Genomic DNA, 26,568 nt, shown 5'->3' with positions numbered 1-26,568 from the left:
GCGCTTGATCTCCTGCAAACAAAACCCAGGAGGACCAAGAGTTGCGAGCCTTACGTTTCCACGCCGCGCGCGATTTGCGCATTGAGGAGATCGCGGCGCCATCCGCCCCGCCGCCGGGGCAGATTCTGGTGCGCAACCGCTTCGTCGGCATCTGCGGCACCGATCTGCATGAATATGCCTACGGGCCGATCTTCATCCCCACCAGCCCGCACCCGTTCACCAAGGCGCATGGGCCGCAGATCCTCGGCCATGAATTTGGCGGGGTGGTGGAGGCCATTGGCGCCGGGGTGAGCCATGTGCAGCCGGGCGACCGTGTGTCCATTCAGCCGCTGATCATGCCGCGCGCGGGCGATTATTTTGCCGACCGGGGCTTGTTTCATCTGAGCCCGGAGCTGGCGCTGGCGGGGTTGAGCTGGGCTTGGGGCGGCATGGCCGAGGCGGCGCTGCTGAATGACTATAATGTCGTGAAAATCCCTGACAGCCTCAGCGATGAAGAGGCGGCCTTGGTGGAGCCGAGCGCCGTTGCGGTTTATTCCTGTGACCGCGGCGGGGTGCGCGCCGGCTCTTCCGTGCTGGTCACCGGGGCCGGGCCGATCGGGCTGCTCACCGTGCTGGCTGCCCGCGCCGCCGGCGCCGGGCCGCTTTTCGTCTCCGACCTCAACGACGCCCGGCTGGCCTACGCGAAATCGATCGTGCCTGAGCTGATCACGATCAATCCGAAGCGCGAAAATGTCGGTGAGATGGTGCGCGCACAGACCGAGGGCGGCGTTGGCTGCGATGTGGCGCTGGAATGTGTGGGCAATGAGCATGCGCTGAAGGCTTGCCTGGATGCGGTGCGCAAGCAGGGCGTGGTGGTGCAGACCGGCCTGCATCCGCATGAAAATCCTCTGGATTGGTTTCAGGTGACGTTCAAGGATGTCGATCTGCGCGGTGCCTGGGCCTATCCCACGCATTACTGGCCGAGGATGATCAGGCTGATCGCCAGCGGCGCGCTGCCGGCCTCGAAAGTGGTGACAGCAAAAATCAAGCTGGAAGACGCGGTGAAAGAAGGCTTCGACGCCCTGCTGGACCCCAGCGGCAAACATTTAAAAATCCTGATCGACCTGCAAGCCTGAAATCAAAAAAGTTTTTGGGGGTGTGGGGTGTTTTTTCAAAAATACCCCACGTCTTTCCTCACAAAAGGAAAACGGACATGAACAAAATCAGCAAAGAGACAAAATCTGCGACGCCACGCGCCGCTGTAGAAGCCTGGCTGACCAGCTTCAACGGCGCACTCGCGGCCGGCGACGCGCGGACGGCGGCCAAGCTGTTCGCTGCCACCAGCTTCTGGCGCGACCTCATCGCCTTCACCTGGAATCTGAAAACCGTCGAAAATCCGGATGGCGTTCGCGACATGCTGGAAGCGACGCTGCCAAATCTGGGGGCGGTGCGCTTCAGCATCGAGGAAGAGCCCAGCGAAAGCGGCGGCGTGGTGGAGGCGTGGCTGTCCTTCGAGACCGGGCTTGGCCGGGGCCAGGGGCATTTGCGGCTGAAGAATAACGAGGCCTGGACACTGCTGACCACGCTTACCGAATTGAAAGGGTTCGAGGAACATGCAGGCCCGCGCCGGCCGCTTGGGGCCGAGCACGGCATTTCCAAGCACCGGCTGAGCTGGAGCGAAAAGCGCCAGCATGAGGTTGAGACTTTGGGTTATGAGACCCAGCCTTACGTGCTGATCATCGGCGGCGGCCAGGGCGGGATCGCGTTGGGGGCGAGGTTGCGCCAGCTCGGCGTGCCGCATATCGTCATCGACAAGCATGACAAGCCCGGCGATCAATGGCGCAAGCGCTATAAATCCCTCTGCCTGCATGATCCGGTCTGGTACGACCATCTCCCCTATATCGATTTTCCGAAGAACTGGCCTGTATTCGCGCCGAAGGACAAGATCGGCGACTGGCTGGAATTCTACACCAAGGTGATGGAGGTGAATTACTGGAGCAAGACCATCGCCAAGCACGCCGAATATGACGAGGCGAGCAAGACATGGCGCGTAACCGTTGAACGCGACGGCAAGGAGATCGAGTTGCGTCCGACGCAATTGGTGCTGGCCACCGGCATGTCCGGCAAGCCGAATATCCCGGCCTTCAAGGGTATGGATAAATTCAAGGGCGAGCAGCAGCATTCCTCGCAGCATCCGGGGCCGGATGCGTATGCGGGCAAGAAAGTTGTTGTCATCGGCGCGAATAATTCCGCGCATGACATCTGTGCGGCACTCTGGGAGGTTGGCGCGGACGTGACCATGGTGCAGCGCTCCTCCACCCATATCGTACGTTCAGACTCGCTGATGGAGATCGGTCTCGGCGATCTCTATTCCGAGCGCGCCGTGGCCAACGGCATCACCACCCGCAAGGCGGATATGATCTTCGCCTCCCTGCCCTACCGGATCATGCATGAATTCCAGATCCCGATTTACGACGCCATCAAGAAACGCGATGCGGATTTCTATGCGTCGCTGGAGAAGGCCGGTTTCATGCTGGATTTCGGCGCGGACGGCTCCGGCCTGTTCATGAAATATCTGCGCCGCGGCTCAGGCTATTACATCGATGTCGGCGCCTGCGAGCTGGTGGCGAATGGCGGGATCAAGCTGAAATCCAATGTCGAGATCGAGGAGATCACCGAGACAGGCGTGAAGTTTGTCGATGGCACCGCGCTGCCGGCGGATCTCATCGTCTATGCCACCGGCTATGGCTCGATGAATGGCTGGGCGGCGGATCTGATCAGCCAGGAGGTCGCGGACAAGGTCGGCAAGGTCTGGGGCCTGGGCTCAGACACGCCGAAAGACCCCGGCCCCTGGGAAGGCGAGCAGCGCAATATGTGGAAGCCGACGCAGCAGGAAAATCTCTGGTTCCATGGCGGCAATCTGCATCAGTCGCGGCATTACTCGCTGTATCTGGCGCTGCAGTTGAAAGCACGGATGGAGGGGCTGCCGACACCGGTTTACGGGCTTCAGAGTGTGCATCACCTGAAATAGCCCGGCCCGGGCCCCGCTTTCCCTCTGGGCGGGGCCCGGTTTTTTGAAAAAAAGCGGCAAAAACGTGTGGGGTGGCGGCAACGCTGGTGCCTAACCCCAATCTTCGTGGGGACTTTTTGAGAAAAGTCCCCACCCCTCCGGCGGCTTTCCAACACCGCTTCGCGGTGTCGGAACCTTTGCCGCCTACGCCCGCAAAAACTTTTGCCCCCTCAAGCCTGTGCGTTTCGCAAGGCGCGGTCTAGCGTCTGGAATATCCGTGGATCTGCGCATTGCGCGACGTTGAACCGCAAAAATCCTGAAGCCGTCTGCGCCGGGCTGAACACATTGCCGGGTGCGAGCACCACATCATGCGCCAGCGCCTGGCGGGCGAGCTGCGCCGCATCCACCCCTGCCGGCAATTCACACCACAGAAACATCCCCGCTTTCGGCATCATCCAGGGGCGCACGCCAATCGCCTGCAACCGCCCCGCCACCTGCCCCATCGCCGCCGCCAGCCGGGCCCGCAGCGCCTCCACATGCTTGCGCCGCCCGCCATCGCGCAGCACCGCCAGCAGCAGCTCCGCGCTCAGCCGGCCACTGGCGAAATTGGTGGCGATTTTCAGATCGATCAGCCCGTCGATCCAGCCCGGCTTCACCGCGATATAGCCCAGCCGCAGCGAAGCCGAGATGGTCTTGGAAAAACTGCCAATCTGCACCACACGCTCCAGCCCGTCGAAGGCAGCGAGGCGTGGCGAGGGCTCGGCCTCGAAATCCGCGAAAATATCGTCCTCGATGATGATCAGGTCATGCTGCTCGGCCAGCTTCAGCACACGATGCGCGCTGGCCGGGGCCAGTGCTGCGCCGGTCGGGTTATGCACGGCGCAGTTGGTGATGTAGAGGCGCGGTTTTTCCGCCGCCAGCACCTGCGCGAACGCCGCCAGATCCGGCCCCTGCGGCGTGTAGGGCACGCTCACCACCCGCACCCGATGCGCGCGCAGCAACGCCCGGAAATTGAAATAGCAGGGATCATCCACCAGCACCGTATCACCCGGCTCCAGCAGGAACCGGCACAGCAGATCCACCGCCTGGGTGCCGGAGTCGGTGAGCAGGATCTGCCCCGGCGCGGCCGGCACACCCTGCCCCACCAGGCGCCGCGCCAGATATTCGCGCAAGGCCGGCAGTCCGAGCGGGCTGCCATAATCCCCCAGCACCGCGGCCTCCGCCCGTGCCAGCCCGCGCAACGCCCGGCGCAGACTATCCTCCGGCAGCCAGGATGGCGGCAGCCAGCCGCAGCCGGGCTTGAGCACATCAGCCGGCGTCTCCAGCGTCTGCCGCGAGACCCAGAGCGGATCGACATCGCGGTCCAGATCCGGCCCGGCCTCGGCCAGGTTCAGCGGCGGGGTGCGCCCGGCGACGTAAAACCCCGAACCCCGGCGGGATTCGATCACCCCTTCCGCCACCAGCCGGTCATACGCCTCCACCACCGTGCTTTTGGACACCCCCGCCTGCCCCGCCTGCACCCGGATGGAGGGCAGCCGCATCCCCGCCCCCAGCCCGCGCGACGCGATGCGCCCGCGTATCTCCCCGACGAGCTGCGCCACCAGGCTGGCTTCGGACATAGTGTACCCTCAACATTACCAGTACAGTTTGGTTGAATTGTACCGATCCGTCTCTGGTCCCGCCAGAGGCTTTCCGGCCCTATCGGCTTTTTTCGGGCAGGAGCGACGATGAACAAGACGATGGGCGGCTTTGTCTGGGGCGGGCTGGGGATGATCTGTTTCAGCGGCTCGATGCCCGCCACCCGCGCCGCCCTGGCCGGGTTCGACCCGGTATTTCTCACTCTGGCTCGCGCCGTGCTGGCCGGGCTGCTGGCCCTGGTGGCCTTGCTGGCGCTGCGCCAGAGCCGGCCGGCGCGGGGCGATCTGCTCTCGCTCGCCATCGTCGCCTTCGGGGTGGTGCTGGGCTTTCCGCTGCTCACCGCCCTGGCGCTGCGCCATATCGACGCCGCGCAATCGCAGCTCTTCCTCGGCCTGCTGCCGCTCTCCACCGCTCTGTTCGGGATGCTGCGCGGCGGCGAGAGGCCGCGCGCTGGCTTCTGGGCGTTTGCACTGCTGGGCAGCGCCTGCGTGGTGCTGGTGGCTTTGCGCCACAAGGCGCAGCTGCCGCCCATCGGCGTGGGGCTGATGCTGGCCGCCATCCTGGTCTGCGGCCTGGGCTATGCCGAGGGCGCCAAGCTCGCCCGCCGGCTGGGCGGCTGGCAGGTGATCTCCTGGGCGCTGGTGCTGGCCCTGCCCTGGATGCTGGCGCTGGGCTGGCTCAACGCCCCCGCCAGCTTCGCTGGCGTGCCCAAGGGCGCCTGGATGGGGCTGGGCTATGTCGCCTTGTTCAGCATGCTGATCGGCTTCATCTTCTGGTATCGCGGGCTGGCTTTGGGGGGCATCGCCGCTGTGGGGCAGCTGCAGCTTTTGCAGCCGGCGCTGGGGCTGGCCGTCTCGGCGGTGGTGCTGCATGAGACAGTGCCGCCGACGGTGTTTGCCAGCATGGTCGCCATTGCCGCCTGTGTCGGCGGGGCGCGGCGCTTCATTTAACCCGGCCCGAGATTGCCCCGCCACGGCGCGGGGTTGTACCCTTGGGCATGGCCAGCTCCTCCCTCGCCCGCCCGCCAGCGGACCCTCACGATCTCCTGCACCGGGTCTTCGGCCTGCCCGGCTTTCGCGGCCAGCAGGAAGAGATCGTCCAGCATGTCTGCGCCGGCGGCGACGCGCTGGTGCTGATGCCGACCGGCGGCGGCAAATCCCTTTGCTACCAGCTCCCTGCGCTGTGCCGAGAGGGGGTGGGCATCGTCGTCTCACCTTTGATCGCGCTGATGCGCGACCAGGTGGCGGCGTTGCGCCAGCTCGGCGTGCCGGCGGCGGCGCTGAATTCCAGCCTCACCGCGCCCGAGCGCGCCCAGGTGCGCTCTGATCTTCGCGCCGGCCGGCTGAAGCTGCTCTACGCCGCCCCGGAACGGCTACTGATGCCGGATTTCCTGGAGATGATGGATGGCGCGCGCATCGCCCTCATCGCCATCGACGAGGCGCATTGCGTCAGCCAATGGGGGCATGATTTCCGGCCGGAATATCTGGGCCTCTCGCAGCTGGCCGAGCGCTTCCCCGGCGTGCCGCGCATGGCGCTCACCGCCACCGCCGACCCGCAGACCCGCCAGGACATTGCCCAGAGGCTGGGGCTGGAGGAGGCGCCGCTGTTCCTCTCCAGCTTCGACCGGCCCAATATCCGCTACGCCGTGCTGCGCAAGGAGGCGCCTTTGCGCCAGCTGCAGACCTTCCTGCGCGCGCATGAAGGCGAGAGCGGCATCGTCTATTGCCTCAGCCGCAACAGCGTCGAGCAGACCGCCGCCGCGCTGAACCAGCACGGCATCCGCGCGCTGCCCTACCATGCCGGGATGCCGGCCGAGACCCGGGCCGCCAACCAGGACGAGTTCCTGACCACCGAGGAAGGGCTGGTGCTGGTCGCCACCGTGGCGTTCGGCATGGGCATCGACAAGCCGGATGTGCGCTTCGTCGTGCATCTGGACCTGCCCTCCAGCCTGGAGGCCTATTACCAGGAAACCGGCCGCGCCGGGCGCGACGGGCTGCCGGCGGAAACGCTGCTGCTCTATGGCATGCAGGATCTGGTGCTGCGCCGGGGAATGATCGAGCAGAGCAACGCCCCGGCTGAGATCAAGCAGGTGGAGCGGCGCAAGCTGGATTCGCTGCTCGGCGTCTGCGAGACCATCACCTGCCGGCGCCAGGCGATCTTGGCGCATTTCGGCGAGGTTCTGGCCCAGCCCTGCGGCAATTGCGACAATTGCATCACCCCCGCCGAAACCTGGGACGGCACCATCGCCGCGCAAAAAGCCCTCTCCGCCGCCTGGCGCACCCGCCAGCGCTTCGGTGTCGGCCATCTCACCGATATTCTGCTGGGGGTGAAGACCGAGAAGGTGGAACGTTTCGAGCATGACCAGCTGCCTACCTTCGGGGTGGGGAGCGAGCTGGACCGAAAAGGCTGGGGCTCGGTGTTCCGCCAGCTGATCGTGCGCGGGGCGCTGGAGGTGGACCATGAGAATTACGGCGCGCTCTGCCTGACCGAAAGCGGCGAGGCGATCTTGCGCGGCAAGGAAAGCGTGCGGCTGCGCCAGGAGGCCAGCAGCGGCACCGCGCGCGGGCTGCTGAAGAAGAAGGCCAACCGGCTGGAGGTGGCGGAGGCCGACCAGGCGCTGTTCGAGGCCCTGCGCGCCGAACGCTCGCGCCTCGCCAAGGCGCAGAACGTGCCGGCCTATGTGATCTTCCACGACGCCACCCTGGCCGCCATCGCCACCGCCCGCCCCGCCAACGCCGCCGCGCTGGCGGAGATACCGGGCATCGGCGCGTCGAAGATCGAGCGCTACGGGGCGGAGATTTTGGAGATTGTGGGGGCGGAGGCGTAGCCTGCCGAGATTTACCCCACCTGCCATTGCGCTATAGCCTGCCGCCATGGCGGGGCGGCCTATTCGTGGATCACCCATCCGCCCTCCTCGCCGCCGTCCCCGGCGCCACCAACGCCATTAATCCTCACCCGCCGCGCATTGACAGGGCGGCGCCGACCCCCCACCCTCCTGGCCAAAGCCTCGCCTGAAGGCAGAGCGAATTGAGGGTGCCAAAGACAACATGGGCTTGAAAACATGGGTTTGAAATCATGGGATCGGCAGCGCCGTGAGCGCCAGGCGCGGCTCGATGCGGCGGCACCCCTCGCCCAGGGCAAGATCGTCCCCACGGCACGGGTCAGCGCCCTGCTGCGCGCCCTCATCCGCCCCGGGGACCGGCTCTGCCTGGAGGGCGACAACCAGAAGCAGGCGGATTTCCTGGCCGATGCGCTGGCGGCGCTGGACCCGGCCGAGATCCATGATCTGCACATCGTGCAGTCCGGCGTGGTGCTGCAGGCGCATCTGGATCTGTTCGAGCGCGGCCTCGCCCGCAAGCTGGATTTCTCCTATTCCGGCCCGCAAAGTGCCGCCATCGCCCGCGCTTTGGATGCCGGCAAGATCGAGCTTGGCGCGGTGCACACCTATATCGAGCTGTTCGCCCGCTATTTCATGGATCTCACCCCGAATGTCGCGCTGATCGCGGCGGTGCAGGCGGACCATGAGGGCAATCTCTATACCGGCCCGAATACCGAGGACACGCCGACCATCGTCGAGGCCACCGCCTTCAAATCCGGCATCGTGGTGGCGCAGGTGAACAAGCTCGTCGACAAGCTGCCCCGCGTCGACATCCCCGGCAGCATGGTGGATTTCGTCATCGAGGCGGACCGGCCCTTCTATGTCGAGCCGCTCTTCACCCGCGACCCCGCCGCCATCACCGAGGTGCAGATTTTGATGGCGATGATGGCGCTGAAGGGCATCTACGCGCCCTATGGCGTGCGCCGGCTCAATCACGGCATCGGCTTTCCCACCGCGGCGATCGAGCTGATCCTGCCGACCTATGGCGAGGCGCTGGGGCTGCGCGGCAAAATCGCCACGCATTTCGCCCTCAACCCGCACCCGACGCTGATCCCCGCCATCGAAAGCGGCTGGGTGGAGCAGGTACATTGCTTCGGCAGCGAGGTGGGGATGGACCAGTATATGTCCGCCCGGCCGGATATCTTCTTCCTCGGCCAGGATGGCACGCTGCGCTCCAACCGGCTGATGTGCCAGACCGCCGGGCTCTATGCCTGCGACATGTTCATCGGCTCGACCTTGCAGATCGACCTCGCCGGCAACAGCTCCACTTTCACCAATGGCCGCATCGCCGGCTTTGGCGGGGCGCCGAATATGGGCGCGGATGCGCGCGGCCGCCGCCACGCCTCGCCGGCCTGGATGCAGGCCGGACAGGAAGCCGCCGGCGAGGCCGGCAGCCTGGTGCGCGGGCGCAAGCTGGTGGTGCAGATGGTGGAGACCTTCGGCGAAAAGCTGGTGCCGCGCTTCGTCGAGGAGTTGGACAGCGTGCGCATGGCCCGCGACCTCAAGCTCGATCTCGCCCCGGTGATGATCTATGGCGACGATGTCACCCATATCGTCACCGAGGAAGGCATCGCCAACCTGCTGCTCTGCCGCAGCACAGAAGAGCGCGAACAGGCGATCCGCGGTGTCGCCGGCTTCACCCCGATCGGGCGCGGGCGCGACCGTGCGGTGGTGGAGCGCTTGCGCGCCCGCAAAGTGATCCAAAGGCCGGAAGATCTCGGCATCTCGCCGCTGGACGCCACCCGCCAGCTGCTGGCGGCGCGCTCGGTGCAGGATCTGGTCGCCTGCTCCGGCGGGCTGTACCGGCCGCCGGCGAAATTCAGGAATTGGTAGGAGAACCGCGATGGAGCAGTTCCAGATCCGCATCGAGCCGGCCCGCCCCGCGTCGGGTGGGCGCCGTTTGGCCAGCCTTGGCGTCAACGCCTCCGGCAATCTCGAATTGCTGGTCGAGCGCAGCCTGCCGCCCGGCGAGGCGGTGTTCGACATCGCCACCGCCGCCACCGGCTTTCGGGATCTGTGGGAGGCGGTGATCAGTGATCTCTGTGCGCGCCTGCCGGTCGGCGGGCTGCATTTTTCCATCAATGATGGCGGGGCGCGGCCGGATGTGGTCGGGCTGCGGCTGATGCAGGGGGCCGCGCTGATGGAGCAGCCGGCATGAACGCGCCCGGTATGAACGCGCAGAGCGATTATTACTACGAGGCCTCCGCCCGCGAGCGCGCGCAGGGGCTGCTCGACCCTGGCAGCTTCACCGAATTCATGGGCCCGCAGTCACGCTGCCTCAGCCCGCATCTGGCGCAATTCAACCTCACCGGCGCCTTCGATGACGGCATCATCATCGGCGCCGGCCTGCTGCAGGGCATGCCGGTCTATGTCGCAGCACAGGAGGGGCGGTTCATGGGCGGCGCCTTTGGCGAGCTGCACGGGGCCAAGCTGGTCGGGCTGCTGCGCGCCGCCGCCGCGCATAAGATCACCGCCGTGCTGCTGGCGCTGGATACGGGCGGGGTGCGGCTGCAGGAGGCCAATGCCGGCGAGATGGCGATTTCCGAGGTGCTGCGCGCCATCGTCGCGGCGCGGCGCGCCGGGGTGGCGGTGATCGCGCTGGTCGGCGGGCGGGCCGGGGCGTTCGGCGGCGGCGGCATCATCGCCGCCAGCTGCAGCCGCATCATCGTCTCCGGCCATGGCCGCATCAGCGTCAGCGGTCCGGAAGTGATCGAGACCAACAAAGGTGTGGAGGAGTTCGACTCCAAGGATCGCGGGCTGGTCTGGCGGGTCACGGGCGGGCGCTCGCGCGCGCTGCTCGGCGGCGCGGATGCCTATGTCGCGGACCGCATCTCCGCCTTCCGCGACGCCGCCCTGGCGCAGATCCCCAACGCCCCGCCCTTCACACTGGAGAGCCTGCAGGCCGAACAGGCGCGGCTGAGCCAGCGCCTCGCCGCCTATGGCACCTGCCGGGATGCCACCGAGATCTGGCGCCAGGCCGGGCTGGAACCCCCGGCTCCGGTGGCCGACCTGTCCGAGGCGGATTACGCCGGCCTCTCCCGCCTTCCGGAGGCCGACCATGACGCGCGATGAGCTGCTGACCGCCCTGTTTCCCGCCGGCTGCAGCATCCAACCCGGCGGCTTCGGCACGCTGCGCGGCATGGCCGAGTTGCCGGGCACCGGGCGGGTCGAGATCATCGGCATCGAGGCCGGCACGCCGCTGGGCATCGAGGGCGCGCTGATCCTCTCCGGCCATGTGCTGGATCTGGTGGCCGCGGCAAGCCGGGCGCCGCTGCTGGTGCTGGTGGATACCGCCGCCCAGGAGATGGCCCGGCGCGAGGAGCTGCTGGGGCTGAATGAGGCGCTGGCGCATCTCGCCAAATCCCTGGCCCTGGCCGCCGAGACGGGCATGTTCACGCTCGGGCTGCTCTATGGCCGCGCCGCCGCCGGCGCCTTCATCGCCACCGCCCTCTCCACCCAGATGCTGGTGGCGCTGCCGGATGCCTATCCCAGCGTGATGGACCTGCCCTCCATCGCCCGCGTCACCAAACTCAAGCTGGAGACGCTGGAGGCGCTGGCGCAGACCACGCCGATCTTCGCCCCCGGGCTTGAGCCGCTATTCGCCACCGGGGCGATCGCGGAGATCTGGCCGCCGGAGGCGCTGGCCGCGCGGCTGGCCGCCACCCTCGCCGCGCCGCCGCCGCGCGCGGATACGCGTGACGCGCTGGGTCAGGCCAGGGGCGGGCGCAAGCGGGCGCATGACATCGCGGCACAGGTGATGGCGCAAGCCGCCGCGCATGGCTGAAGCGCCCGGCTGGCCGCGCCATGCGCTGGTGCGGGTGGCGCCAGCCGCCTGGGCGGCGGCGCTGGACGGGCATGCGCAAGCCGGGCTGGCGCTGCTGCAAGGCTGGGCTGCGCAAGGCTGGCCGGCGATCATCCGCCGCCCGCAACCTTGCGACGCGCCAGGGCTGGTGCCGCTGGGCGTGCCCTTGCCGCCGGCGCAGGGCAAGCAGCGCATCGCCCTGGCTGTGCCGGCCAGCGCCATCCTCACCACCACCCCGCCGCCGCCGCTGGCGCAGGCCGCCATAGCCGCCCCGCCCGGCTGGCAGCCGCGCATCGCGGCCCTGCTGGCGCTTGCCACCCAATACGGCATCGCCCCCGCCTGTTTCGGCGGGCTGGCCTGGCAGCATCTCACCGGCCTCGCCTATCTCAGCCCGTCCTCGGACCTCGACACGCTCTGGCCGCTCAACACCGCCGACATGGCGCCGGCTTTGGCCGCCGATTTGGCGCAGGCGGCGGCGGAACCCGGCCCGCAGCTGGATGGCGAATTGCTCTTCCCCGGCGGCCTGGCCGTGAACTGGCGTGAATTCCACGCCGCCGGCCCGGATGACATGCTGCTGGTGAAAGAGGCGCGGCGCGCCCGGCTGCTGCCGCGCGTCACCTTGATGCAGGCGGCATGAACGCCCCGCGCCCCACCCACGCCCCGGCTTTAGCGCCCGAGGCCATCGGCGCCGCCGCCAGCCGGGCGCTGCTGCGTGAACTGGCCGTCTGGCCCAAGCCGGGGCTGGTCAGCCACCGGGATTCCGGCAGCCATCGGGATATGGACGCCGCGACCTTGCGCGCCAGCGCCCTCACTCTGCGCCCCTTCTTCACCGCCCTGGCGGCGGCGGGCCAGGGAGGGGCGGCGATGGACCGGCTACGCGCCATCGGGCTGCAAGCCGAGGCGGCGATGCTGCGCGCCACCGGCGGCGTCAACACCCATCGCGGCGCGATTTTCGGGCTCGGCCTGCTCGCCGCCGCCGCCGGCAGCGGCGCTGCCCCCGCCGCGCTGGGCCGGGTGGTGGCGGCGCGCTGGGGGGCGGCCATCGGGCGCGGGCCGGTGCCTTTGTTCAGCCATGGCAGCCAGGCGCTGCGCCGCTATGGCGCCGGCGGCGCCCGGGCGGAGGCGATGGCCGGGTTTCCCTCAGTCTATGAGATCGCCCTGCCGGCCCTGCGCCGCGCCGCCAGCGCCCAGGAGGGTGCGGTGCAGGCCTGCTTCGCCCTCATCGCGCAGGTGAGCGACACCAATCTGCTGCATCGCGGCGGGGCGGACGGGGCCCGCTTCGCCGCCGCCCAGGCCGCGGACTTCCTGGCCACAGGCGGCGTCCATGCCCCTGGCTGGCAGGCTCGCGCCGCCAGCGTGCATGACGCCTTCGTCGCCCGGCATCTCAGCCCCGGAGGCTGCGCCGATCTGCTGGCGATGGCGCTGTTCATCGACGCGCTCGCCGGGCCATGACCCCGCCCGCCTTTCTCTGCGCCGGCCAGGGCGGCCAGCACCCCGCCATGTTCGGCCTGCTGGCGCAGGCACCCGCGGCTGAACCCGTGTTCGCCGCCACCGCCAGCCTGCTGGGCGAAGACCCGCGCAGCCTGGTGGCGCGGCCCGGGGCGGATCTGTTCTCCGGCCGCGTTGCGCAAATCCTCTGCTGCACCCAGGCCCTCGCCGGCTGGGCCGTGCTCGCCCCGGCGCGCGGCGTGCTGGCGGGCTACAGCATCGGCGAGCTGGCCGCCTGGGGCTGCGCCGGGATGTTCGATGCCCCGACCACGTTGCGCCTGGCCGCAACGCGCGCCGAACTGATGCAGGACGCCGCCCCGCCCGGCCATGGGCTGGCGGCGATCCTCGGGCTGGACCGCGCGACGCTGGACCCGCTGCTGACAGCCCATGGCGCCGTCATCGCCATCGTCAACGCGGCGGACCATGTCGTCATCGGCGGGGCGGATGAAGAGCTGGCGGCCCTGTGCGAAGCGGCCCTGGCGCGGGGCGCCGGGCGGGCGGTGCGCCTGCCGGTTTCGGTGCCCGCTCACACCCGGTTTCTGCAGGACGCCGTTTCCCCCTTCGCGGCCGCCCTGCGCGCCGCCGGGCCGCGCCCGCCCCGGCCAGGGTTGCGCCTGCTGGGCGGGCTGGATGGGCGGCCGGTCTTCGATCTCGACGCGGGTATCGACGCGCTGGCCCGCCAGCTCGCCGCACCGATCAACTGGGCCGCCTGCCTCGATGGCTGTGCGGCCAGCGGCGCCACCCGCGTGCTGGAGCTCGGCCCCGGCCGCGCGCTCGCCCACATGGCCGCGCCGCTCTTTCCCGCCGGCGCGGCGCGCGCGCTGGAAGAGTTCCGCAGCCTCGCCGGCATCAACGCCTGGCTCGCCGGGTAGGCAAAAAAAAATGCCGGCGGATGCCGGCATTTTTCATGATGCGCGCGGCTCTCAATAATCCGCGTTCATGTCGATCTTGGTGGTATCCGGCGTCATCAGAATGGCGATGATCGCCGCCAGCGCATACACCATCACGATCCCACCGATATAGAGATAGGCGTGATGAATGCCGAGATCCTTCAGGATCTGCCCGGCGATGATCGGCAGCAGGCCGCCGCCATAGACCTGGCTGATCTGATAACCGGCACTCGCCCCGGAGGCGCGATAGCGGGTCGGGAAATTCTCGGTATAGAAGGTCGGGATCGCGCCATAGCCGAAGCCGAACACGAAGCCGAAGCCGATGATTTCCGCGATCGCCGCCAGATAGATGTTCTGGGTGTTGATCAGATAGAAATACGGAATGATGAAGACCAGGAACACCACGGCGGAAATCAACAGCACGGTGCGGCGGTTGATCTTATCCGCGAGCAACGAGCCGATGACCATGAACACCAGCATGAAGGCGGCGGCGATCAGCCCGATCACTTCCGCCTGCGTCGCGGTGAAGCCGACAGCTTTCATGTAGCTGGTGCCGAACACGAAGGAGAGGAAGAAGGCGCCGGAGAACATCGCATTCACGAAGGAGGTGCGGATGATGCGCAGCGGCATCTCGCGCCAGACCCGCGCGGCCGGGAAGTCCAGCACATGGCTCTTGTCGCGCAGCTTGTCGAACAGATAGCTGTCCTCGGTGCGCGAGCGGATCAGGATGCCGACGATGGCAACCAGAAAGCCGATGAAGAAGAAAATGCGCCAGCCCCAGGCGATGAAATCCGCAGGGCTCATCAGCGATTTCACGAACAGCACCGAGGTGAAGCCGAGGATCAGCCCGATCGGGATCGCAAACCCGACCCAGGCGCCCCAGAAGGCGCGGTGCTTGGTGTTGGCGGCCTGCTCGACCACCCAGGTGGAGGCGGTGCCGAACTCGGCGCCGAAGCTGATGCCCTGGCAGAGACGGAAAATCACCAGCAGCACCGGTGCGACCACGCCAATGGAGGCGTAGGTCGGCGTCAGCCCGATGGCGAGGGTGGAAATACCCATCAGCACCAGCGCCCAGACCAGCGCATCCTTGCGCCCATATTTATCGGCGATATTGCCGAAGATGAAGGCGCCAAGCGGGCGGATGATGATGCCCAGACCATAGACGCCGATCGCGGCGGCCACCGCGGCCAGCCCCGGCAGCTTGAAGAACAAACCGCCCCAGATGGTGGCGGCGGTGATGCCGGTGACCAGAAAGTCATATTGTTCGATGACCGATCCGATCAAGCTGGCAACAGCAACCTTGCGGATCTGCTCGGCACTCGGCACGACGAGGCTTTCGCTCATACTCCCCCCTTATTACGAAAAATATATCTTGGGAAAAGCGATAACCCCAAATAAAGCCGCGCGCCAGAGATTTACCCGGCGCGCGCGCATGACAATTTGGGCAAGTTTGCACCGCAGCACAGCCGAATGGCCCCGCTACGCTGGCTCAACCAGCTTCGCGCTGCTCCCGGGCATTGCGCAGCAGGGCGGCGAAACGGTAGAGCCCGTGCACGAATTTGCTGTAGGGCATGGTCACGAAAAACCCCAGCACCAGGCCGAGATGCACGCACAGCGTTACCCCCTGGGCGCTGGTGCCGCGCAGGGCCAGCAACAAAAGCCCGGTCGCGGCAATCAGCAACAGCAGCAGCAACAGCCCGGCGTCCGCCCCCAGCAGCTCACGCGCCTGCGGCTCCTGATCCGCCTGCAATTTCACCCAGAGCAGCCCGGCACAACCGAAGATGATGCCGATGCCACCAGCCAGCCCCAGCAGCACCGGCAGGCTCAGCAACGGGTAGGGTGCGGGCCAGCCGAGGATCAGATCCTCAAAGGCGCCGACACTGGTGGCGGCAAAGCAGAGCAGAAACCCGTAGGCCATCAGATGATGCAGATGCCGCCTGGTGGTGGAGAAGCTGCCATCCTTGTCGTTGCAGCCATGGCCATTGCCGCCGAGATAGCGCAGGCTGGCGGCATCCTTGCAGGCCTGGCGCAGATCCTTCACGCTCCAGCCACGCGTGCCGCTGGCCCTCCAGTAGGAGGCCAGCCCCATGCCCATCGCCAGCACCGCGAACAGCCCGGCCGCCAGCGCCGTCAGCGTCATCACCGCTTTCGGGATGATCAGGTAGAATCCAGCCCCCGGCGTCACTGGCAGAACACCGAAGATCGTCCCTGGCGATTGCAGCAGGAAAGTCAGCAGCAGCACCAGCGCGATGCCGCCCGCCATCGCCAGCGACGTCACCAGCCCGTTGCGGGCGAAGGCCCGGCCCAGCGGCGCCGGCCAGGCATGTTCGGCATAGCTCTCCTGGCGCAGCAGCGCGAAGCTGCGGGCGACATTGATGCCGAATTCATGCGGCGGCGCATATTGGCAGGCATAGTAACAGCCTTTGCAGCCATGGCAGAGATTGGCGAGGTAGGAGAGATCACCCGCGGCGAAATCGCGATGCAGCTCCATCGCCGGAAACACCGCGCAGAACCCTTCGCAATAGCGGCAGGCATTGCACACTTCCATGGCGCGGCGGCTATCGGCCATCGCCGGGCTCTCGATCATTTCAACGCTGGACATTGCGCGCCGCCTCCTTGCCCGCAATGCGGCCGAACACCGTGCCGATCGCCATGCCAAACCCCGCCAGATAGCCTTTGCCGAGAATGCTGCCGGCCATGATTTCCCCCGAAGCGTAGAGATTTTCCATCACACCGCCATCCTGCATGATCACTTCCGCGCGCTCATTCACCTTCACGCCGAGATAGGTGAAGGTGATCCCCGGCCGCAGCGGATAGCCGATGAAAGGCGCTTGCAAAATCGGCCGCGCCCAGTTGGTCTTTGGCGGTTCCAGCCCTTGCGTATGCACGCCGTCGAGCCTGGAGCTGTAGAAATCGCCGGGCACGCAGGCGGCATTGTAGGCGGCCACGGTCGCTTCCAAAGCCGCGGGCTCCAGGCCCAGCTTTTCCGCCAGCGCGGCGATGCTGTCCGCCTTGATCGCCGGAAATACCGACGGCATGAAGAGTTTTTCCGCCTGGCTGTCGATGATGCTGTAGGCGACTTGGTCCGGCTGCTGCGCCACCAGCCGCCCCCAGATCGCGTAGCGCTTCGGCCAGACATCCTCGCCCTCATTATAGAAACGCTGGCCATGCTTGTTGACGACGATGGAAAACGGCACGCAATCCAAACGGGTGGCGATGCCGCCATCGAATTTCGGCGCGCGGCCATCGATGGCCACGGCATGGCATTGCGTCGGATCGCCGACCGAGGCGATGCCCTGGTCCAGCAGGTTGCGCAGCACCCGCCCCTGCGCGTAGGGCGTGCCGCGGATCAGGAAATTCTCCGCCTGTGGACCCCAGGCCTGTTTCAGCCACTCGATATTCGCCTGGAAGCCGCCGGACGCGGCGATCACGACCTTGCCCGTCACCTCCAGCGGAAACCCCTTGCAGACGACCTTCAGCCGCCGCACCCGGCGGCCGTCAATGGCCACTTCGGTGACCTGGGTGTCGTAGAGCACCTCCACCCCCAGCGCCTCAGCGGCGGCGTAATAGGCGTTCAGCAACGCCTTGCCGCCGCCCAGGAAGAACGCGTTGGTGCGCGAGAGGCTCAGCGTGCCGGTCAGCGAGGGCTGAAATTTCACCCCGCAGCGCGCCATGAAGGGCAGCGCCTCCTGGGTGGCGCGGATGGTGAGCCGCGCCAGCGCCTCATCGGTCTGGCCCCCGGTCACCCGCAGCAGATCGTCCCAGTACTCATCTTCCAGATAGGACTCGGTCAGCACCGAGGTGGGGGCGGCATGCATGGCGCGGATATTTCGCGTGTGGCGGGAATTGCCGCCGCGCATCGCCTTTGGCGCGTGTTCCAGCACCAGCACGCTGGCCCCGGCCAGCCGCGCCTCCAGGGCGGCGGTGAGGGCCGCGTTGCCGCCGCCAATCACCACAATGTCGTAACGCAGGGCTTTCTGATCCATCCCGGCCTCGTCTTTGTATGCAGTTGCATACAATTATCGGCGATAGTCTTGTCCTGTCAATCCGCCGGCTCATCGCGCCGCCGCGCATCAGGCCCGCCCCCGCCGCACGCCCGCCTGCGATGGGCAGGCCGGCGCACAGCCCCGGCAGCCTAAAAATGCCCGCAAGTCAGCCGGTGAAGCGCTGCTGCAAAAGCTGGATGCGGGTCTTGAAGGCATTGCGGATATGCTCCCGCGCCGCCGCCTCCGCTCCCTCCGGATCCCGCGCGGCAATGCGCGCGACGATGGCGGCATGGTCCTCCACCGACGACGCCCCCCGCCCCGGCGCGCCCAGCGTGGTGCCCGGCAGCAACGCCAGCGAAAGGCGCAGATTTTCCAGCGCCTGGGCCAGATACTGGTTGCGCCCGGCATCGCGCAGCTGCTGGTGGAAGGCCCGGTTGGTACGCGCCAGCATGACGGCATCCTCGATGCGGGCACGGTCCGCCGCCACCATCTCCTCCAGCACGCTGATCTCGATGGCCGAGGCATGCTGCGCCGCCAGCCGCGCCGCGGTGCCTTCCAGCACCTCCCGCAGCGCGTACAGCTCGGCGATCTGGTTATAATCCAGCGAGGTGACGGCCATGCCCTGATGCGGCTCATGGGTGATCAGCCCCTGCTGCTCCAGCCGCTTCAGCGCCTCGCGGATCGGCGTACGGCTGAGCGCGAAACGCTGCGCCAGCTCGGTCTCGCGCAGCCGGGTGCCGGCCGGCAGGGCGCCGTTCTCGATGCCTTCCAGCAGCAGCTCATAGGCATCGCGGCCGCTGGAGCGGCTGGGTTTGCGGGCGATATTCTCTTTCTGCGCGGCCATGGAAACGCCTCTGCTGTGCGCCCCGCTTATGCCGCCGGGGCGCGCCGGTTTCAAATCCGGCGCTGGCGGATCTCGATGGTGATGTGCGAGAGCCCCTCAAACCCCTCCAGCCGGGCGCGGTAGAAATCCTCATCCCGGCCTTTGGCGCTGGCAACCGACAGGATCGCCCCCAGATGCCCCGGCCCCAGCCGCCAGAGATGCAGGTCCAGCACCTCGTCTCCGGCGCGGTTGACGATGCCGCGAATGGCGCGCTCCATCTTCTGGTCCGGGATCATGTCGAGCAGAATGGCGCCGGTATCGCGCAGCAGCCCGTAGGACCAGCTAAGGATCACCACCGCCCCCAGCACGCCGACCAGCGGGTCCATCCACACCCAGCCAAAGGCGCGTGCCAGCAGCAGCCCGATGATCACCGCCAGCGAGACGGCGGCATCCGCCGCCACATGCACCAGGGCGGCGCGCATGTTATTGTCCCGCCCGGCATGGTGGTGATGATCGTGGTCATGATCATGACCGTGACCGTGGCTATGGCCGTGATGGTGATGATGCCCGCCGGAGAGCAGCCAGGCGCTGGCGATATTCACGACCAGCCCCAGCCCCGCGATCGGCAGCGCCTGCGCGAAATCGATCGGCACCGGAGAAAAAAACCGGCCCACCGCCTCGTAGAAGATCAACAGCGCGATCATCGCCAGGATGATGGCGCTGGTGAAGCCGGCAAGGTCGCCCAGCTTGCCGGTACCAAAGGAAAAGCGCGGATCGCGCGCATGGCGCCTGGCATAGCGATAGGCCAAAGCCGCCAGCAGCAGCGCCCCGGCATGGGTGCTCATATGCAGCCCGTCCGCCACCAATGCCAGCGAGCCGAACAGCCAGCCGCCGACAATCTCCAGCAGCATCATCGCGCCGCACAGCGCGATCACCCACCAGGTGCGGCGCTCGCTGCGCGCATGGTCCGCGCCCAGAAACACATGCTCATGCGCCAGGCTGTTGCTCTCGCTCATTTCAGATAAGTCCTCACGATTTCCAGAAGCTGCGCCGCCGCGTCGCGGTCCAGCGCGCCAGGATGGGCGGCCTCATCGACCAGATGGTTCTGCACATGGTCCTCGACCACCACCGCCATCAGCCCGGCGGTGGCGCCGCGCATCGCGGCGATCAGATGCATCACCGTCTCGCACCCCGCCTCGCTCTCCAGCGCCCGCTCGATCGCCTCGACCTGGCCGCGGATGCGCCGCACCCGCGCCAGCAGGCGTTGCTTGTCTTTCACCGTATGCGTCATCCCGGCGCCATAGCATACCACCCTACCCTATTCAACGCCCGGGGTGGCGGGCGGCCTCACCGCCCCCCCCTGCCCCCGCGCCGGGATACAAGCCGCCGGCCAAACCCGCTGCCGCCAGCGCGTTGACGGGCAGCGGCGCGCACGATAACGCACCCGCAAGGTCCGCGAACGGGCCGTTGACGCCAGAGGCAAAAGAAAAAAGATGCAGAGTTTGCAACCAGGCGACATCGCCTGGGTTTTGATGTGCACGGTGCTGGTCCTGCTGATGACGGTGCCGGGGTTGGCGCTGTTCTATGCCGGCATGGTCCGCAAGAAGAACGTGCTGGCCACCATGATGCAATCCTTCATGCTGTGCGCGCTGGTGAGCGTGCTCTGGATGCTGGCGGGCTACTCCCTCGCCTTCGGCCCCGGCAATGGCTGGATCGGCGATGGCTCGCGCCTGTTGCTGGCGGGCCTCGCCAATGGCTGGGACAAGCCCTTCACCATCGCCGCCGGCACCCCCTTCGCGGTGCAGACCGGCATTCCTGAGAGCGTCTTCCTGATGTTCCAGATGAGCTTTGCCATCATCACCCCGGCGGTGGTCACCGGCGCCTGCGCCGACCGGATGAAATTTTCCGCCCTGCTGGTGTTTTTCACCTTCTGGTCGCTGCTGGTCTATGCGCCGCTGGCGCATTGGGTGTGGTCGCCGAATGGCTGGCTGGCGCGGCTTGGCCTGGCGGATTTCGCCGGCGGCACGGTGGTGGAAATCAATTGCGGCGTCACCGGGCTGGTCTGCGCGCTGATGCTCGGCAAGCGGCTGGGCTATGGCCAGGAGAACATGGCGCCGTGGAATCTCAGCTATGCGGTCATCGGCGCCTCGCTGCTCTGGGTCGGCTGGATGGGCTTCAATTCCGGCGGCGCGATGGGGGCCAACCCGCGCGCCGGCATGGCCGTGCTGGCCACCCAGATGGCCGCCGCCGGCGCCACACTGGCCTGGGCCGGGGTGGAATGGGCGCTACGCGGCAAGCCCTCTGTGCTGGGGGCAATCTCCGGGGCGGTGGCCGGGCTGGTCGCGATCACCCCGGCCAGCGGCTATGTGCTGCCCGGCCCGGCCTTGCTGATCGGCCTCGTTGCCGGGGCGGTATGTTTCTGGACAGCGACCGAGCTGAAGCATAAATTCGATTACGATGACAGCCTGGATGCGTTCGGCGTGCACGGCATTGCCGGCATCATCGGCACGCTCGCCACCGGCTGGTTCGCCTTCGGCCCGCTCTCCAACAATGCTGCCATTGGCGGGCTGCATCTGCTGGGCGTGCAGGCGCTGGGTGTTGGCGTGACCATTCTGTACTGCGCCGCGGTCAGCTGGGCGCTGCTGAAGCTCACGGATCTGCTGGTCGGGCTGCGCGTCAGCCGCGAGGAAGAGCGCGAAGGGCTGGATGTGGTTCTGCATGGCGAGCAGATCTTCTGACGCAAAGCCGCCCCAAAACGCCGCGCCGCCTCAGCCCGAGCGGGTGAACCGCAACACATTGCCGGGCGGCGAAGCGCGCAGCAGCTCCGAGACCTTGGCCCGCAGCTCCTCCTCCTGGAAGGGCTTGCGGATGATCTGCGCCTCGCCGACCCCATCCAGCGAGGTGAGATCGACATAGCCGGTGACGAACAGCACCTTCAGCCCCGGCCGCAGGGCCTGGCCCTCCCGCGCCAGCTCCCCCCCGCTCATCCCCGGCATCGCGAAATCCGCCACCAGCAGATCCACACGCTGCTTCGTCCGCAAAATCGCCAACGCCTCGGCCCCGCTGGCGGCCTCCGTCAGCCGATAGCCAGCCTCGCCCAGAACCGTGCTGGTCACCTCGCGCACTTGCGGATCATCATCCACCACCAGCACCGTCTGCCCGGCCTGCGCCGCCGGCACCGGGGCATGCGCCGCCGCGTCCGGCCCGGCATCCTGCGCCGTCTGCGTACGCGGCAGAAATACCGAGATGGTGGTGCCAACCCCGATCCGCGTCTCGATATTCACCCCGCCGCCGGACTGCGCGGCGAAGCCATAAACCTGTGCCAGCCCCAGCCCCGAGCCCTTGCCCACCTCCTTGGTGGTGAAGAACGGCTCGAACGCCTTGGCCAGCACCTCCGGGCTCATGCCGGTGCCGGTATCGCGCACCGAGAGCATCACATAATCCCCCGGCGGCGGCTCCTCCGGGCGCTGGCGCGGGCCGGTGCGGCTGACATTCGCGGTCTCCAGCGTCAGCGTGCCGCCTACCTCCATCGCATCGCGGGCATTGATCGCGAGGTTGAGGATGATCAGCTCGATCTGGGTCGGATCGACCAGCGCGCTCCACAAATCCGCGCGCAGATTCGTCTCGATGCGAATTGAGCCGCCCATCGTGCTTTGCAGCAGCTCGCGCATGCCCTGCACCGTCTCGTTCAGATCCACCGCCTTCGGCTCCAGCCGCTGACGGCGGGAGAAGGCGAGCAGCTGCGCGGTCAGCGAGGCGCCGCGCTCGGCCGCGCTGCGCATAGTCTGCAAACGCTGCAGGAATTTATCATCCCCGGCGGTTTTCAGCCGGCGCTCGGCGAAGCCGATATTGCCGAGAATCACAGTGAGCAGATTGTTGAAATCATGCGCCACGCCGGAGGTGAGCTGGCCCACCGCCTCCAGCCGCTGCATCTGCCGCAGCGTCTCCTCCACACGCTGGCGCTCCTCGATCTGCGCCGCCAGCTCGGCATTACGCTCGGCCAGGGCGATCCGCGCCTCGCGCTCGGCGGTGACATCCCGCCCGGCGAGATAGACCGCCCCCTCCTCCGCCACCGCCCCCCAGGAAATCCAGCGCCAGCCGCCATTCTGGTGGCTGAACCGGTCCTCCCGGCGCGGCGGCTTGCGGCCATCGCGCAGCTCTTGCAGCACCTCCGCCAGCCCGTCGCGATCCTCCGGATGCAGCAGCAGGCTCAACAGGCAGCCATCCAGCCGGCCTTCCTGATAGCCAAGCAGGCTCTCCCAGGCCGGGTTGGCGCGGCGAATGCGCCCGCCCAGATCGACCACGGCGAACAGCTCGTCGCTCAACCGCCAGATCCGGTCGCGCTCGGCGGTGCGGATCGCCACCTGGCGCTCCAGCTCCTGCGCCTCGGCGCGCATGATCTCCTGGGCGTGGCGCTCCTCGGTAATGTCGCGTACCACCCCCACCAGCCGCAGGCTGCGCGTGGTATCGGCCAGCGCCTGGCCATGCACGGCCACCCAGCGCAAGGCGCCGCCGGGCAGGGTGATGCGGATATCCTGCTGCACCCGCGCGGTCTTGCCGGATTGCCCCTCCAGCGCCGCGCGCAGCGCCGCGAACAAGGCCGCGCCATCTTCCTCGTGGCAGCGCGCGCGCAAAAATTCCAGGCTCAGCTCGTCCTGCGGGCCGGCGCCGAAAATCCAGCGCGCGGTGTCGTCCCAGCGCAGCGTCTCGCTCTCCGGGGCATATTCCCACAAGCCCAGCTTCGCCGCCTCGGCGGCGAGGCGGGCATTCATCTCGCTGCGCTCCAGCGCCGCCAGCGCGTCCCGGCGCTCGCCGCGCTCGCGCGCCTGGTCCAGCGCCCGGCGCACCGCCGGGGCGACGCGCGAGAGATTACGCTTCAGCACATAATCCAGCGCCCCCAGCTTCAGCGCATTGGTGGCGAATTCCTCCCCCACCACGCCGGAGACGAAGACGAAGGGCAGATGCGGGCGCAGCTCCTGGGCGATGGCCAGCGCGCTCAGCCCGTCGAAATCCGGCAGCGAATAATCCGCCAGCACCACATCATGCGTATCGCGCTTCAGCGCCGCGCGAAAATCCGCCTGGGTGGCGACGCAGGTGATCTCCGCCTCCAGCTCCGCCTTGCGCAGATGCGCCGCCACCAGCTCGGCATCGACCGCGCTATCCTCCAGCAGCAGAACCCGAACCGGCGTCTCAGATGCCATTGGATCGCGCACCCGGCGGCGGCTCGTTCAAAATCGCCCAGAACATCCCCAGATCCTGGATCGCCTCGAAAAACGCGTTGAAATCCACCGGCTTCACCACGAAGGCGTTCACCCCCAGCTCATAGCTGCGCAAAAGGTCGCGCTCCTCGCGCGAGGAGGTCAGCATCACCACCGGGATCTGGCGCTGCATCGGGTCGGACTTCACCTTCTCCAGCACCTCCAGCCCATCCACCTTCGGCAGCTTCAGATCCAGCAGCACCACCGCCGGGTCGCCCGGCACGCGGTTCTCGTGGGCGCCGCGCGCATAGAGATAATCCAGCGCCTCCGCCCCGTCCCGCGCCACCACGATCTCGTTGGCGAGCTGGCATTTGGCCAGCGCCGCGAGCGTCAGCTCCAGATCCCTCGGATTGTCCTCGACCAGCAAAATAGGTCGCAAATCAGCCACTTATCGTCTTCCTTTTGTCATGCCCAGCCTCGGGTAGCACGAAACTGAAGCGCGCGCCCTTGCCTGGCTCACCGTGCGCCTCGACCGTGCCGCCATGGCGCTCGACAATCCGTTTCACCAGCGCCAGCCCGATGCCGGTGCCCTCAAACTCCTCAATCCGGTGCAGCCGCTGGAACACCCCGAACAGCTTGCCGGCATAGGCCATCTCGAAGCCGACGCCATTATCCTCCACCCAGTAGCGGATTTTGCCGCCCTGCGCCGTACCGCCAACTGAAATCCGCGTCATCTCCCGGCCACGGGTATATTTGATCGCGTTCTGCAGCAGGTTCTGCCAGACCTGCCGCAGCATGGTGGCATCGCCCCAACCATCGGGCAGGGGCTCGACCCGCCACTGCACCAGCCGCCCGCCCAACTCCGGCTCCAGCAGCCGGCGCGCCTCCTGCACCAGCTTCGCCATATCGACCCGGGTTTTATGGAGCTGGCTGCGGCCGAGCTGGGAGAAGGCCAGCAGATCATCCACCAGCCGCCCGGCGGAGACCGCCGCGTCCTTGATCGTGGTGACGTAATGACGCGAGCGCTCATCCAGCGAGCGCTCGCGATCCGAAAGCAGCTCGGCGAAACCGACAATATGCCGGAAAGGGGCGCGCAGATCATGCGAGATGGAGTAGGAAAACGCCTCCAGCTCGCGGTTGGAGCGCTCCAGCATATCGGTCAGCTCGGCCCGCTCCTCGGCCCGGCGCAGCACCAAAGTCTGGATGGCGTTGCGGAAGGAGATCGCGGTTTCAATCTCGGCCGGGCGCCAGGGGGCGCTGCGCAGCTCCACCCGCTCTTTCCACATCTCAAAGGATTTGCGCGGGTGCAGCCGGCCGGAAACCGGCTCCGCCGCCTTCACCGGATTGCCGCTCCATTCCACCGTGCGCACCAGCTCCGGGCGGAACCAGAAGACGTAATCGGCATGCACCTGGGAGGTGGAGATCGCCAGCATGCCGCTGGCCTGGGCGCCGAAGCCCGCCGCCTGCGGCCAACGCTGAGCCAGGCTGTCAGTCTCGAACTGTTCTTCCCCGGCGGCCTGCAGATCCGCCGCAAAGGCTTTGATCGCCGCCTCATCCGGGGTCTGCCCGGTTATCCAGACCTTGCCCTGGATGATGGTCGCCGCCCCTTGCGCGCGCAGCATGGCCAGCAGCTCGGCCGCATGCGCGGCCAGCCCCGCCTGCAGGCTCGGCGCCTCCGCCAGCCCGGCCAGCAGGCTCTGCTCGACCGCCGAAAGCGCCAGCCGCTCCGCCGCCAGCCCGGCCTGCAGCCGGGTCTCGATATGCATCGACAGCACTTGCCCCAGAATGTCGCAGGCATTGCGAATCTGCGGGTTGACCATGCGCGGCGCCGCGTTATGCGCCGAGATCAGCCCCCAGAGCGCGCCATTCACCAGGATCGAGACCGACATCGAGGCGCCGGTGCCCATATTGCGCATATATTCCAGATGCACCGGCGAGACGCTGCGCAAGCCCGCCCGGGAGAGGTCCAGCGGCGCCTGGTCCACCGGGCTGTTCACCGGCTCGATCGGGCAGGGCGTGTAATCCACCGCCGGGATCAGCCGGATGCGGCTGAGCCGATACAAAGCCCGGGCCTGTTCGGGAATGTCGGAGGCGGGAAAACGCAAACCCTGATAGCTGGGCAGCACGCCATCATTGGCCTCGGCCAGCACGGTACCGTCGCCGGTCTCATCGAAACTATAGAGCAGCACGCGGTTGAACTGCGTCAGCGCGCGAATCTCGCGCACCGCGGCGCGCGCCACCCCGGCCAGATCCGCCGAAGCGCTGAGATCCGCCATGAAGGCGCTGAGCCGGGGATAGAGGCTCTCCAGCGCCTCCTCATCCGGCTGCGGCGGCGGCTCGAATTCCAGCAGCGCGCCTTGCGGGGTGAGATGCCCTTGCAGCTGCCAGCGCCGCCCGGCGACCTCCAGCACTTTCAGGAACACGACATCGCCGCTCTCCAGCCAGGCGCGCAGCGGCGCCTGAAGCCCTGAAAGCCCGGCTGGCAGGGGACCAGGCGCCAGCTCGACCCCCAGCATCGCCGCTGCATTGCGGCTCATCTGGCGCAGGGCCAGGGTCTGCGGATCGAAACAGAGCAGCGCGCCATGCGGCTGGATGGCCCCGGGAATGCGGATCGGCTCGGCGGCGCAAGCCTCCAAGGCGGCGCGATAGGGCAGCGCGCTCATCCCGCAAACCCGCTTGCCAGTTTGGCCGGCGCCTGCTGCCCCTCATGTTTAATCGGCATAGGCATCTCCCCAATCACCCCAATCTGAACCACCGAGAGGTCTGTAATGCAAGGAGCCTGACCTCGTTTTCATGTTTTGGCAGCGTGCCGCTCAGGCAGGGCTGCGGGAGGCATCTTTGATGCTGCATGGTTTCGATCCGAACGGGCTGCAGAT

General features: G+C 67.3%; 22 protein-coding genes. 12 read left to right on the top strand and 10 right to left on the bottom strand.

Annotated features, from left to right (window positions below; genetic code table 11):
• Positions 1-41 precede the first annotated feature (41 nt).
• Together T331_RS0106050 and T331_RS0106045 are read left to right on the top strand one after the other, a co-directional pair.
• Positions 42-1,115 carry a 2,3-butanediol dehydrogenase gene (locus T331_RS0106050; RefSeq protein WP_026439391.1) on the top strand — a complete coding sequence of 358 codons (1,074 nt, stop codon included), beginning with the start codon at positions 42-44 and terminating at the stop codon, positions 1,113-1,115.
• 77 nt (positions 1,116-1,192) lie between these two features.
• A complete protein-coding gene (locus tag T331_RS0106045) occupies positions 1,193-3,010 on the top strand; it encodes a flavin-containing monooxygenase (RefSeq protein ID WP_026439390.1) in 1,818 nt (605 codons plus the stop codon).
• A gap of 209 nt (positions 3,011-3,219) precedes the next feature.
• Here T331_RS0106045 and T331_RS0106040 read toward each other — a convergent pair whose 3' ends face one another.
• The gene (locus T331_RS0106040) at positions 3,220-4,608 is read right to left on the bottom strand and encodes an aminotransferase-like domain-containing protein (RefSeq protein ID WP_026439389.1); all 1,389 of its coding nucleotides are present in this window, start codon (positions 4,606-4,608) and stop codon (positions 3,220-3,222) included.
• A gap of 108 nt (positions 4,609-4,716) precedes the next feature.
• On the opposite strand from T331_RS0106040, the gene T331_RS0106035 reads away from it, so the two are divergent.
• The 9 genes from T331_RS0106035 (at position 4,717) to T331_RS0105995 (ending at position 13,667) form a co-directional block, all read left to right on the top strand.
• Positions 4,717-5,577: a DMT family transporter gene (locus T331_RS0106035; protein ID WP_026439388.1), complete on the top strand. Its 861-nt coding sequence runs from the start codon at positions 4,717-4,719 to the stop codon at positions 5,575-5,577.
• A gap of 47 nt (positions 5,578-5,624) precedes the next feature.
• Positions 5,625-7,454: a DNA helicase RecQ gene (recQ, locus tag T331_RS0106030; protein WP_026439387.1), complete on the top strand. Its 1,830-nt coding sequence runs from the start codon at positions 5,625-5,627 to the stop codon at positions 7,452-7,454.
• A gap of 234 nt (positions 7,455-7,688) precedes the next feature.
• Positions 7,689-9,338, top strand: a complete 1,650-nt coding sequence (gene mdcA, locus T331_RS0106025) for a malonate decarboxylase subunit alpha (RefSeq protein ID WP_035179325.1) — start codon at positions 7,689-7,691, stop codon at positions 9,336-9,338.
• A gap of 10 nt (positions 9,339-9,348) precedes the next feature.
• Positions 9,349-9,663 carry a malonate decarboxylase subunit delta gene (locus T331_RS0106020; protein ID WP_026439385.1) on the top strand — a complete coding sequence of 105 codons (315 nt, stop codon included), beginning with the start codon at positions 9,349-9,351 and terminating at the stop codon, positions 9,661-9,663.
• Positions 9,660-10,577, top strand: a complete 918-nt coding sequence (locus tag T331_RS0106015; protein ID WP_051622197.1) for a biotin-independent malonate decarboxylase subunit beta — start codon at positions 9,660-9,662, stop codon at positions 10,575-10,577. Before T331_RS0106020 ends, T331_RS0106015 begins: the two co-directional genes overlap by 4 nt.
• On the top strand, positions 10,564-11,289 hold the full coding sequence (locus T331_RS0106010; protein WP_026439383.1) for a biotin-independent malonate decarboxylase subunit gamma: 726 nt from the start codon (positions 10,564-10,566) through the stop codon (positions 11,287-11,289). Before T331_RS0106015 ends, T331_RS0106010 begins: the two co-directional genes overlap by 14 nt.
• Complete coding sequence (gene mdcG / locus T331_RS0106005; protein ID WP_026439382.1) at positions 11,282-11,944, top strand: malonate decarboxylase holo-[acyl-carrier-protein] synthase; 663 nt, start codon at positions 11,282-11,284, stop codon at positions 11,942-11,944. Before T331_RS0106010 ends, mdcG begins: the two co-directional genes overlap by 8 nt.
• Complete coding sequence (gene mdcB / locus T331_RS17495; protein ID WP_035179323.1) at positions 11,941-12,759, top strand: triphosphoribosyl-dephospho-CoA synthase MdcB; 819 nt, start codon at positions 11,941-11,943, stop codon at positions 12,757-12,759. The genes mdcG and mdcB overlap by 4 nt, the downstream gene beginning before the upstream one ends.
• Entirely contained in the window at positions 12,756-13,667 is a 912-nt protein-coding gene (locus tag T331_RS0105995) for an acyltransferase domain-containing protein (protein WP_026439381.1), read from the top strand. The genes mdcB and T331_RS0105995 overlap by 4 nt, the downstream gene beginning before the upstream one ends.
• A 51-nt stretch (positions 13,668-13,718) precedes the next feature.
• On the opposite strand, the gene T331_RS0105990 is transcribed toward T331_RS0105995, so the two are convergent.
• From T331_RS0105990 to T331_RS0105965, 6 genes are all read right to left on the bottom strand, one after another.
• A complete protein-coding gene (locus tag T331_RS0105990; protein WP_008494267.1) occupies positions 13,719-15,029 on the bottom strand; it encodes an MFS transporter in 1,311 nt (436 codons plus the stop codon).
• Positions 15,030-15,174: 145 nt separating this feature from the next.
• Positions 15,175-16,287, bottom strand: a complete 1,113-nt coding sequence (gene tcuB / locus T331_RS0105985) for a tricarballylate utilization 4Fe-4S protein TcuB (protein ID WP_026439380.1) — start codon at positions 16,285-16,287, stop codon at positions 15,175-15,177.
• Entirely contained in the window at positions 16,274-17,671 is a 1,398-nt protein-coding gene (gene tcuA, locus T331_RS0105980; protein ID WP_026439379.1) for an FAD-dependent tricarballylate dehydrogenase TcuA, read from the bottom strand. The genes tcuB and tcuA overlap by 14 nt, the downstream gene beginning before the upstream one ends.
• A gap of 166 nt (positions 17,672-17,837) precedes the next feature.
• Entirely contained in the window at positions 17,838-18,515 is a 678-nt protein-coding gene (locus tag T331_RS0105975; RefSeq protein ID WP_026439378.1) for a GntR family transcriptional regulator, read from the bottom strand.
• A gap of 50 nt (positions 18,516-18,565) precedes the next feature.
• On the bottom strand, positions 18,566-19,510 hold the full coding sequence (gene dmeF / locus T331_RS0105970; RefSeq protein WP_026439377.1) for a CDF family Co(II)/Ni(II) efflux transporter DmeF: 945 nt from the start codon (positions 19,508-19,510) through the stop codon (positions 18,566-18,568).
• Entirely contained in the window at positions 19,507-19,785 is a 279-nt protein-coding gene (locus tag T331_RS0105965; protein ID WP_026439376.1) for a metal/formaldehyde-sensitive transcriptional repressor, read from the bottom strand. The genes dmeF and T331_RS0105965 overlap by 4 nt, the downstream gene beginning before the upstream one ends.
• Positions 19,786-19,987: 202 nt before the next feature.
• Between T331_RS0105965 and T331_RS0105960 the strand changes: the two genes are divergently transcribed.
• A complete protein-coding gene (locus T331_RS0105960; protein ID WP_026439375.1) occupies positions 19,988-21,232 on the top strand; it encodes an ammonium transporter in 1,245 nt (414 codons plus the stop codon).
• 30 nt (positions 21,233-21,262) lie between these two features.
• On the opposite strand, the gene T331_RS0105955 is transcribed toward T331_RS0105960, so the two are convergent.
• Genes T331_RS0105955 through T331_RS17490 form a run of 3 tightly spaced genes read right to left on the bottom strand, consistent with a single transcriptional unit; the run spans position 21,263 to position 26,355 of the window.
• Positions 21,263-23,695, bottom strand: a complete 2,433-nt coding sequence (locus tag T331_RS0105955; RefSeq protein WP_026439374.1) for a response regulator — start codon at positions 23,693-23,695, stop codon at positions 21,263-21,265.
• Positions 23,685-24,140, bottom strand: coding sequence for a response regulator (locus tag T331_RS0105950; protein ID WP_008494257.1), 456 nt, complete (start codon positions 24,138-24,140; stop codon positions 23,685-23,687). Before T331_RS0105950 ends, T331_RS0105955 begins: the two co-directional genes overlap by 11 nt.
• Complete coding sequence (locus tag T331_RS17490) at positions 24,133-26,355, bottom strand: ATP-binding protein (protein WP_035179319.1); 2,223 nt, start codon at positions 26,353-26,355, stop codon at positions 24,133-24,135. Before T331_RS17490 ends, T331_RS0105950 begins: the two co-directional genes overlap by 8 nt.
• Positions 26,356-26,568 lie beyond the last annotated feature (213 nt).

This window comes from Acidocella facilis ATCC 35904 (genome assembly GCF_000687875.1).
Classification (GTDB): Bacteria; Pseudomonadota; Alphaproteobacteria; order Acetobacterales; family Acetobacteraceae; genus Acidocella; species Acidocella facilis.
The sequence above is the reverse complement of the archived record's forward strand: the minus strand, read 5'-3'. Positions and strand labels throughout refer to the sequence as shown.